At 65.5% G+C, this 10,000-nt stretch carries 9 protein-coding genes (2 of these 9 only partly in view); 5 read left to right on the forward strand and 4 right to left on the reverse strand.

From position 1 onward, the window contains the following. Window positions 1-588, reverse strand: the 5' portion of a protein-coding gene (locus DEIPR_RS09645) for a DsbA family oxidoreductase (RefSeq protein WP_169310688.1). It extends 201 nt beyond the left edge of the window; only the first 588 of its 789 coding nucleotides appear in the window; it begins with the start codon at window positions 586-588; the stop codon falls past the left edge of the window. Window positions 589-675: 87 nt separating this feature from the next. Between DEIPR_RS09645 and DEIPR_RS09650 the strand changes: the two genes are divergently transcribed. Further along, the gene (locus DEIPR_RS09650; RefSeq protein ID WP_041222080.1) at window positions 676-1,698 is read left to right on the forward strand and encodes an NAD(P)H-dependent flavin oxidoreductase; all 1,023 of its coding nucleotides are present in this window, start codon (window positions 676-678) and stop codon (window positions 1,696-1,698) included. 26 nt (window positions 1,699-1,724) lie between these two features. On the opposite strand, the gene DEIPR_RS09655 is transcribed toward DEIPR_RS09650, so the two are convergent. The 3 genes from DEIPR_RS09655 to ftsH form a co-directional block, all read right to left on the reverse strand. Next, complete coding sequence (locus tag DEIPR_RS09655; RefSeq protein WP_013615643.1) at window positions 1,725-2,840, reverse strand: alanine racemase; 1,116 nt, start codon at window positions 2,838-2,840, stop codon at window positions 1,725-1,727. After that, window positions 2,840-3,289, reverse strand: coding sequence for a GNAT family N-acetyltransferase (locus DEIPR_RS09660; RefSeq protein ID WP_013615644.1), 450 nt, complete (start codon window positions 3,287-3,289; stop codon window positions 2,840-2,842). The genes DEIPR_RS09655 and DEIPR_RS09660 overlap by 1 nt, the downstream gene beginning before the upstream one ends. 203 nt (window positions 3,290-3,492) lie before the next feature. Next, window positions 3,493-5,370 carry an ATP-dependent zinc metalloprotease FtsH gene (gene ftsH / locus DEIPR_RS09665; protein ID WP_013615645.1) on the reverse strand — a complete coding sequence of 626 codons (1,878 nt, stop codon included), beginning with the start codon at window positions 5,368-5,370 and terminating at the stop codon, window positions 3,493-3,495. Between the two features lie 223 nt (window positions 5,371-5,593). Between ftsH and dnaK the strand changes: the two genes are divergently transcribed. The 4 genes from dnaK to dnaJ form a co-directional block, all read left to right on the forward strand. Then, entirely contained in the window at window positions 5,594-7,489 is a 1,896-nt protein-coding gene (gene dnaK, locus DEIPR_RS09670; RefSeq protein ID WP_013615646.1) for a molecular chaperone DnaK, read from the forward strand. Window positions 7,490-7,566: 77 nt separating this feature from the next. Next, window positions 7,567-8,256 carry a nucleotide exchange factor GrpE gene (locus DEIPR_RS09675; RefSeq protein WP_013615647.1) on the forward strand — a complete coding sequence of 230 codons (690 nt, stop codon included), beginning with the start codon at window positions 7,567-7,569 and terminating at the stop codon, window positions 8,254-8,256. A gap of 229 nt (window positions 8,257-8,485) precedes the next feature. Beyond that, window positions 8,486-9,163 carry a VF530 family DNA-binding protein gene (locus DEIPR_RS09680; RefSeq protein ID WP_013615648.1) on the forward strand — a complete coding sequence of 226 codons (678 nt, stop codon included), beginning with the start codon at window positions 8,486-8,488 and terminating at the stop codon, window positions 9,161-9,163. 54 nt (window positions 9,164-9,217) lie between these two features. Beyond that, window positions 9,218-10,000 carry the 5' portion of a chaperone protein DnaJ gene (gene dnaJ / locus DEIPR_RS09685; protein ID WP_013615649.1) on the forward strand. The gene runs 150 nt beyond the window's last position, so the window shows 783 of its 933 coding nt (coding positions 1-783); its start codon is at window positions 9,218-9,220; its stop codon lies off the right edge, out of view.

Consider the following 10,000-nt stretch of genomic DNA (forward strand, 5'->3'; position numbering starts at 1 on the left):
CCGGATGCCCAGGGCGCCGGCGCGGGCTTCGTCGGCGCGGACATCGTAGGCGTACTCGTGGCCGTCCAGCAGCCGCTCCACCTCGTCTGCAGGTAGGCCGATTTCAGCTCCCAGACGGCGCAGCACAGCCGGGTCGGACACCAGCTGACCTTCGGTAAAGTAGGCGCGCATCAGCCGCTCGTGCGCTGCGTCTGCCAGGCCATGCTTCCCGGCCAGATGCACCAGCCGGTGGGCATCGAAAGTGGTGCCGAAGCGGGCCTGACACCAGTTGAACTCCAGCCCCACCGAGGCCGCCCGCGCCGCGATCTGCTCCTGGGAAGCGGCAGCCTGGGCCTCGTCTAGGCCGTACTTGGCTGCAATGGCCTGCACCAGGGTGCCGCCCGGATCGGCGGAGATGCTGGGGTCCAGCTCGAAGCTGTGCCAGCGAATATCCACCTGCTCACGCTGCGGAAAGTCGGCCAGGGCACGCTCCAGTTCGCGCTTGCCGATGTAGCAGAACGGGCAAACGATATCCGACCAGATGTCGATGCTCAGACGGGGCGCAGAATTGGGATGAGCCGTGGGCAGGGCCGTCGTAGAAAGGGTCATGGCGGCATTCTGTGCCCGGATCGCCGCCATGACCGTGAGGTAGGGCGCCCTGCTTAGGATGACCCGGCCTAAGACTAAGATACGGGCATGCCCGCACATACTGCTGTCCCCTCCCGCCTGCCCCTGATTCAGGCCCCGATGGCTGGCGTGACCACCCCGGAGCTGGTCGCGGCGGTCAGCGAGGCCGGAGCGCTGGGGTCGCTGGGCGCCGGCTACCTGAGCGGCGAACGGCTTTCAGCAGAGATGGCCCGCATCCGTCAGCGGAGTGAACAGCCGTTCATGGTGAACCTGTTCGTGCCGGACCCGGAGCCGCAGTTCAGCGCCGCCGAGCTGGCCGCTGCCCTGGAGGCGCTACAGCCCACGCTGGATGACCTGGGACTTCCCCGCCCGGCCCTAAACCCGCCTTACGCCGCCGACTTTGGCGAACAGCTGAGGGCGCTGCTGGCCCAGCCACCCGCAGCCGTGTCCTTTACCTTCGGGCTGCCCCCGGCAGCGGTGGTGCAGCAGTTGCAGGCGAGGGGCACCCAGGTCTGGATCACTGTGACCAGCCGGGAAGAAGCGCAGCAGGCTACGCAGCTCGGGCCTGATGCCCTGGTGGCTCAGGGCAGCGCGGCGGGCGGACACCGGGGCGGCTGGCAGGCCGATGCGCTGGCCCCCACCCTGGAGCTGACGCGGGAGCTGCTGGAGCTGGGCCTGCCGGTCATGGCCGCCGGCGGCCTGATGACCCCGGCCGACGTTCGCCGGGCGCTGGACGCCGGAGCCGCCGCTGCGCAGTGCGGCACTGCTTTCCTGCTGGCCCACGAAGCCGGCACCTCGGCGCCCTACCGGGCAGCGCTGGAACGGGCACGGTGGGGCGGCGAGGCAGCCAAGACCGTGCTGACGCGTGGACCTTCGGGCCGGCTGGCGCGGGGGCTGGCCAACCGGCTGGCAGCGGTAGACACGGTTCTTCCCTACCCGGCCCAGAACGCCCTGACCCAGCCGCTGCGGGCCGAAGCCACCCGGCAGCACCGGCCCGAGTGGCTGAGCCTGTGGGCCGGCAAGCGGGTGGCAGAGCTGACCGGGGAACAGAGCGCCGCTGCACTGGTGGCCTGGCTGACATCCGAGCTGTAGCAGAAGCGGGGGCGGCCAGATCCGTGTCAGTCGCGGGTCATGGCCGGCTGCTCGGCCAGGCGTTCGCCGGCACTGTTCACCACCACTTTGTCGATATAGGCCGAGTTCATCAGGTGCAGGGCGCCCATGTATTTCAGGCGGAAGCGGACATGGTCGCCCACCCTCAGCCCGGCCCCGTTCTCGCCGGCGTCCAGCACCAGCATGTCAGAACTGGCGTCCAGCACGCCCAGCGATTCGTCTTCCAGAATCAGGTACTGCGGCGAAACGTCCAGATAGCCCACGTCCAGAATGGCGCGGTAGGCGGTGGCCCCCTGCTCGTAGTCGCTTTCGGCCGTCACGCCGAAGGGGTTCTTGCCCAGCAGCCCTGAGGGTGTCATCGGCTTTTCGGACAGCTCGATGACCTGGGCGTGCAGCTCCAGGACATCGTCGTGCATGCCTTCAAAGGTCCTTTCCTCGAACAGGTCCGCCCCGAAATACAGTGCCTCGCCCACCCGGAAGTGGTTCACGCTGGCCGGCAGCTGTCCCATCCTGAGCAGCGGAATGGTCACGGTGGTGCCGGCGCTGACCCAGGGAATCTTGACCCCGTACTTCAGTTCCAGAATAGAGCGGTACAGCCCCAGCTGAATCAGCTTGTCCTCGCTGGGCATGACGCCGTTCAGGCAGTTCAGGTTGGTCCCGATACCGATGACCTCGGTGCCCGGCAGACCGAACACCTGAGCGTAGAAGGCGTCCAAGTCTTCGCGCATCACGCCTTCGCGCAGGTCGCCCATCTCGATCATGATGATGACTTTGTGGACCCGGCCCTGCCGCACTGCCTCCTCCGAAATGCGCTGCAACGTTTCCAGCTCGGTGTTGAACGACACGTCGGCCCAGCGCACCAGGTCTTCCACGTAGTCCCAGGCAGGCGGCTTGATATAGACCGTCTGCGCTTCCGGGCACAGTTCCTTGATCACGCGCAGGTTGCTGATGCGCGAATCCAGCACCTCGCGTACGCCCAGGCGCAGCACCTCGCCGATAAACAGTTCATTGCCGCAAAACAGCTTGGTCACCACTCCCCAGTCGATGCTCTGGCCGGCGAACAGGGCCTGCAAGTGGGCGTAGTTGTGTGCCAACTTGTCGCGGTTGAGGGTGATGTACGCCATCAGCGCGTCAGCCGCATTTCGAGGTATTTGTTGGTGAAACCGTAGCGCTCGTACAGGGCGCGGGCGGGGTTGTGCGGTTCCACATGCAGCGCGATGGACCCCTGCAGGCTGCCGGTGACCGCTTCCATCAGGCTCTTGCCTACACCTTTGCCCCGGCTGTCACCGTGCACGGCGATATACACCAGGATGTTTTCGGGAATAAAGCCGCTCATGCCGGTGCGGTTGGTGATGGACGCCCCCAGCAGGCGCTCGCCTTCGCGGGCAGTAAACACGGCGCCGCCGCGCTCCCCAGCGTAGTCGAGACAGGCCTGGATATCAGGCAGGTCGTCGCCGTATTCCTCCAGATGGGTGAACAGGAACTGCGCCACCTCCTCCCGCAGCGCCGGGTCAAGCGGCGACTGGCCGGGGCCGAGAGGAAAAACACGGGTCTGAATGGCGGTCTGGGTCATGATGGACCTCCTGTGAACTAAGGGCGATGCAGTGGGGACAGGCTGGGCGGCCGGGACCAGACCGCTGCCACTCTGGCTCCGGCCGCCCAGCCTGCCATATGGACAGCCAGCCTAACGCGGCTCCCGGCCAGGCAACTGTGCCCCTGTGCAGAGCAGCAGGAACACCGCTGCGGAAAAGGGAAGCCAGGCCAACTGTAAGCCGCTCAGGCCAGCCCCGGCTTGAGCCGTGGGCGGACCCCGGACGCTCCAGCAGAAGCCGTGCCCAGTGCCGGCAGCGCGGCACCCTGCACCATGGCCGCCAATTCTTCGCCACTGAGCGATTCACGGGCCAGCAGGGCGTCGGTCAGGCGGTGCAGCAGATGGGCATGCTCGGTGAGCAGGTCTACAGCGCGGCGGTACTGGCCGTTGAGCAATTCGGACACGGCGCGGTCAATCGCTTCTGCGGTCTGGTCGCTGTAGTTGGTCGGCTGCGGCCCGTACCCCAGGTAAGAGGCGCCCTCTTCGGCCAACGCCAGTGGCCCCACCTCGCTCATGCCCCATTCGGTGACCATGCGCCGGGCCAGCGCCGTGGCCTGCTGGAAATCGTTGGCAGCACCCGTGGTGATTTCGCCCACGGCCACCTGCTCGGCCGCGTGCCCGGCCAAGGCCACGCACAGCCGGTCCAGCATGGCGCTGCGGGTCAGGTGCAGGCGGTCTTCGGGGGTGTAGAGTGCTGCACCCAGCGCCCGGCCACGCGGCACCACCGTCAACTTGTGGGCCTTGTCGGCGTGCGGGAGCAGGTAGGCCGCCAGGGCATGTCCCACCTCGTGGTAGGCGGTAATGCGGCGGTCCGCCTCCTGAATCACCAGGCTGCGGCGCTCCGGCCCCATCAGCACCCGGTCCCGCGCCTCGTCAATGTCGCTCATCAAGATGCGGCCCCGTCCGCTCCGCGCCGCCAGCAACGCCGCTTCGTTCAGCAGGTTCTCCAAATCCGCGCCCACCATCCCTGCCGTGCGCCGCGCAATGACGCTCAGGTCCACGCCGGGGTCCAGCGGTTTGGTGCGGGAGTGAATCCGCAGGATTCTCTCCCGCCCTGCCGCGTCCGGCGCGTCCACCACCACCTGCCGGTCGAAGCGGCCCGGACGCAGCAGCGCTGCGTCCAGAACGTCCGGGCGGTTGGTCGCCGCCAGGATGATGATGTCCTGCCCTTCGTCGGCTTCTCCCCGGAAGCCGTCCATCTCTACCAACAGCCCGTTGAGCGTCTGCTCGCGTTCGTCGTTGCCGCCCTGCATGCCGGTGCCGCGCTTGCGGCCCACCGCGTCGATTTCGTCCATGAAGATGATGCAGGGGGCCGCTTTGCGGGCCTGCTCGAACAGGTCGCGGACACGGGCGGCGCCCACGCCCACGAACATTTCCACGAAGTCGGAACCGGAAACGGCGAAGTAGGGGACGCCGGCTTCGCCGGCGACCGCCTTGGCGAGCAGGGTCTTGCCGGAGCCGGGAGGACCGACCAGCAGCAGGCCATGGGGAATGCGGGCCCCCAGAGCGCGGTACTTTTCGGGCTGGCGCAGGAAATCCACGACTTCCTGCAGGTCGGCTTTGGCCTCCTCGCAGCCCGCCACGTCCGCAAAGGTGACGCCCACGCGGTCAATGTTCACTACACTGGCCCGGCTTTTGCCAAAAGCGTTGGCTGCCGGGTCGCCACTCCCCATTTGCCGCGAGCGCAGCAGCATGTACAGCAGCACCCCGATGAGCAGAAACGACAGCAGCCAGCTGAGTGCTGTCAGCCAGCTCATACCAGAGGGCGGCTGATAGGCCACCTTCACGCCACGCCGCTGCAACTCACCAAAGGTCAGCTCGGGGTCTCCGGGCAGGGTACGGGTCTGGTAGGGTTTGTGGCCCACCAGCAGGCCGTGGATTTCGAGGGTGTCACCGTCGGGGCGCAGCACGGCCGTTTCGACCCGCCGGCCCTTCAGATGCTCGGCAAAATCGCTCAGCGGCATTTCCTTAGGACCCGGCGAAAGCAGCGTCAGGCCCAGCAGCAAGGCGAGTGCCCCCCCCACCAGCCACTTCCACCAGCGACCCAGCCAGCCTGCGTTCATACGTCAGTGTACGGCGCCGCCTGCCTGCCAGAGTGTGACTTTCCCGGCCAGCATCTGCCGCAGATGAGCACCCGCTCAATCCGGGATATGAGTGCATGACACTCAAGTCTATTGACACTGAGAAAATGTGCCTCTATGCTAGGCGAAGCATCAACAAGGCTGATTCGGCCACAGGCTGAAACCCGGCCGTGACCAACCTCACCCCCCACAAGGAGAACTGAACATGGCTAAAGCAGTAGGAATTGACCTGGGTACCACCAACTCCGTCATCGCCGTGATGGAAGGCGGCCGCCCCGAAGTGATCGTGAACGCCGAAGGCAACCGCACCACCCCCTCCGTCGTGGCCTACAAAGGCGACGAGCGTCTGGTGGGCCAGATCGCCCGCCGTCAGGCTGCGCTGAACCCCCAGGCCACCCTGTTTGAAGTCAAGCGCTTTATTGGCCGCCGCTGGGACGAAGTCAAAGACGAAGCCGCCCGTAGCCCCTTTACCGTCAAGGAAGGCCCCGGCGGAAGCGTCCGCATTGAAGTGGACGGCAAAGACTACGCTCCAGAGCAGGTGAGCGCCGAAGTGCTGCGTAAGCTGGTGGGCGACGCCTCCGCCAAACTGGGCCAGAAAATCACCGACGCCGTGATTACCGTGCCCGCCTACTTCGACAACTCGCAGCGTGAAGCCACCAAGCAGGCCGGTGAAATTGCAGGCCTGAACGTGCTGCGCGTGATCAACGAGCCTACCGCTGCGGCGCTGGCTTACGGCCTGGAGCGCAAAGGCGACGAAACCATTCTGGTCTTCGACCTCGGTGGCGGCACCTTTGACGTGACCATCCTGGAGCTGGGCGACGGCGTGTTCGAGGTGAAGAGCACCTCCGGCGACACCTCGCTGGGCGGCGCGGACTTTGACCAGCGCATCGTGGACTGGCTGGCTGAGGAGTTCAACAAGGAACACAACTTCGACCTCCGCAAGGACAAGCAGGCCCTGCAGCGCCTGATCGAAGCCGCCGAAAAGGCCAAGATTGAGCTCTCCAACGCCTCTGAGACCTCTATCTCGCTGCCCTTTATCACCTTCGACCCCGAAACCCGTACCCCGCTGCACCTGGAGCGCACGCTCAGCCGCGCCAAGTTTGAGGAACTGACCGCCGACCTGCTGAAGCGTGTGCGTCAGCCGGTGGAACAGGCCATGCGCGACGCAGGCGTCAGCTCCAGCGACCTGAACGAAGTGATTCTGGTGGGTGGTAGCACCCGTATTCCCGCCGTCAAGCGCATCGTGAAGGACCTGACTGGCAAGGAACCCAACGAGTCGGTCAACCCCGACGAAGCTGTGGCGCTGGGCGCCGCCGTGCAGGCCGGCATCATCCAGGGCGACTCCAACCTGGGCGACATCGTGCTGGTGGACGTCACCCCGCTGACCCTGGGCGTGGAAGTCAAAGGCGGCATGATTGCCCCGATGATTACCCGCAACACCGCTGTGCCCGCCAAGAAGACCGAGATTTACACCACTGCCGAGAACAACCAGCCTGGCGTGGAAATCAACGTGCTGCAAGGTGAGCGCCCCATGGCCGCCGACAACAAGTCCCTGGGCCGCTTCAAGCTGGAAGGCATTCCCCCCATGCGCGCCGGTCAGGCCCAGATCGAAGTGACCTTCGACATCGACGCCAACGGCATCCTGAACGTGACCGCCAAGGAAAAGACCACCGGCAAGGAATCCAGCATCACCATCGAAAACACCACCACCCTCGACAAGAGCGATGTGGAGCGCATGGTGAAGGAAGCCGAGCAGAACGCCGAAGCCGACAAGGCCCGCAAGGAACGCGTGGAAAAGCGCAACGCGCTGGACCAGATGCGTGTGCAGGCACTGCAGCAGATTGACGAAAACGCCGCTGCGCCCCAAGACGCCAAGGACCGACTCAAGGCCGTGGCCGACGAAGCCGAGCAGGCCGTGGGCAGCGACGACGACAGCCGCATTGCTGAAGTGCAGGGCCGCCTGGAAGAAGAACTGCGGAACTTCATGACCCAGAACAGCGCAGCTGCGGGCGCCCAGGAAGGCGCCGGCCAGCCCGGAGCTGCCCAGGACCAGGACGACGTGATTGACGCCGACTTCAAGCCCGCCGACGACAACAAGTAATCCCATGAACGGAGGGGAGGGACGGCCAGCGCTGCCGCCCTCCCCCCGTTGCACACTTCAGCGCCTATGCTGAAGGCATGTTTTCCAACTTTTCCAACCCTTTCGGCAAGAAAAAGGAGTCCGATATGACCGATGATGCCAAGAAGAACCAGCCCGAAAACATTCAATTCGAGGGCTCAGACGCGGAAGCTCAGAGCGGTATGAAGCAGCGCAGCAGCGACCTGCCCGACGACTTTCCCGAAGATTTCGAGATGCCCGAAGGCTTCCCCGAAATGGACGAGAACATGATGGCTCAGGTGCAGGAGATGATGGGCCAGCTGCAAAAAGGTCAGCGTGCCGAGGAACTGGAGCAGGAAAACGCCGACCTGAAGACCCGCCTGGGCCGACTCGCTGCCGATTTCGAGGGCTACCGCACCCGCACTGCTGCCGAGACCGCCGAAGCCCAGAACAAGGGCGTGAGCAAGGCCGCCGAGGCCCTGATGCCGGTGTATGACGATATTTCCCGCGCGCTGAGCATGGGCGCAGAAGACCCCGCCAAGCTGATTCCCGGCATGCAGGCGGTGCAGAGCAAGGTACTGAGTATCTTTGCGGGCCTGGGCCTCGAACCCACCGGCCAAGAGGGCGAAGACTTCGATCCTGCGTACCACGAAGCCATTCAGGTGATTGAAGGCGAGGACGGCAAAATCGTGCAGACTTACGAGCTGGGCTTCCGCATGGGCGAGCGCTGCGTGCGCCCTGCCCGCGTGGTCGTGAGCCAGCAGGGTTAAGTGCAACGGAAAGGGGCGTCTAGAGCATGAGTCAGCGGACCGAGCGCCTGTGGCTGGGCAGCCTGTACGGGGCAGGAACCGGGGTGGCCGCACAGGGCCTACGCGGTGCCTTCTCGGCAGGAAACCTCTGGCTGACTCTGCTCTGCGGCGTTCTTTGCGGCGTTACTACCGTACTGTTCTGGCGCAACGTCCACAGGCTGAGGCCCATGCCCGTGCAAGGAGGCCGGCGGTGAGCCGCGACCCCCTGCACGGCGTGACCCTCAAGCACATCGTGGAGCATCTGCACGCCGAATACGGCTGGGATGAGCTGGCTCGGCGTGTGCCGGTCAAGTGCTTTCAGAACAACCCCAGTCTGAACAGCAGCCTCAAGTTTCTGCGCCGCGAAGGCTGGGCACGGGCAAGGGTGGAGGAAGAATATGTCCGCCTGAGCCAGCGTGAGGACAGCAACCCCCTGATCCACGCGCTCAAAGGTGGGGAACCGCTGGAAGTGGCGGGCGTCAGTCAAACCAAACAGCATCAGGCGCTGGCCTGGGCACTGCGGCACGGCGCTCCTGCCGAACAGCTGCTGGCGTTGCTGGGCGGCATAGAGGACGTGAACTTCTGGCCCGACTCGGAAGCTCTGCCACTGCTGAACCTGGCAGTAGAGCGTGCAGCGCCGCCTGCTTTCTTGCGCGAACTGCTGCGGCGTGGGGCCGACCCCAACGATGCCCGCTTCTGGCCGCCCCTGCTGCACACGGTAGACGCCGAGGGCCAGGCCTACCGCAGCGGATCCCGTGCCCCCAGTACCGAGGTGCTGGACCTGCTGCTGGCCCACGGAGCCGACCCCCAGCGTACCGACCAACGCGGCCATACGGCACTGGACATTGCCCAGGCCTACGGCCTGAAAGCCTTCATCCACAAGCTTTAGCCCCTGAGATACTGACCGGCCCTGAGCCGTTGACCAAAGAGAGGAGGGAGACAGATGGCCTACAAGGATTATTACGAGGTGCTGGGCGTCAGCCGCAGCGCTTCGGATTCGGATATCAAATCGGCTTACCGCAAGCTCGCCAAGCAGTACCACCCCGATAAGAACGCAGGCGACGAGTCAGCAGCTGAGAAATTCAAAGAAATCGGGGAAGCTTACGCAGTCCTGAGTGACCCCCAGAAGCGTCAGGCCTATGACCAGTTCGGCCACACCGGGCAGGTCCCGCCCGGCGGTTACCCCGGCGGCGGCTTTCAGGGCGGCGACTTCGGCGGGTTCGACCCCAGCCAGTTCAGCGACTTTTTCCAGGAGATGTTCGGGGGCCGGGCCGCTGGCATGGGAGGCCGCGGCGGCTTCACCTCGCCGGATGGTCGACCAATTGACCTCGAAGACCTGTTCGGTGGGCTGGGCGGCATGGGCGGCGCCGCTCAGGGCGGAGGCCGGCGTTTCGTGCAGAACGTGGAAGGCGAGCTGCAGGTGTCGCTGAGTGAAGCCTTCGAGGGCTCCGACGAAATCATCAACGTGGATGGCCGGCGCCTGAGCCTGCGCGTGCCGGCGGGCACCCGCGACGGCGCCCGGCTGCGGCTGGCCGGACAGGGCCCCGGTGGCGGCGACGTCCTGCTGACCATCCGGGTGCTGGAAGATGCCCGCTTTGAGCTGGACGGTGACGACCTGACCACCAGTGTGGACGTTCCCGCGCCAGTGGCCGCCCTGGGCGGCGCAGTCACGGTGCAGACCATCACCGGCAGCGGGCAGCTGAACGTACCGGCCGGCAGCAGCGGT

The sequence above is a fragment of the Deinococcus proteolyticus MRP genome (genome assembly GCF_000190555.1).
GTDB classification, from domain to species: Bacteria; Deinococcota; Deinococci; order Deinococcales; family Deinococcaceae; genus Deinococcus; species Deinococcus proteolyticus.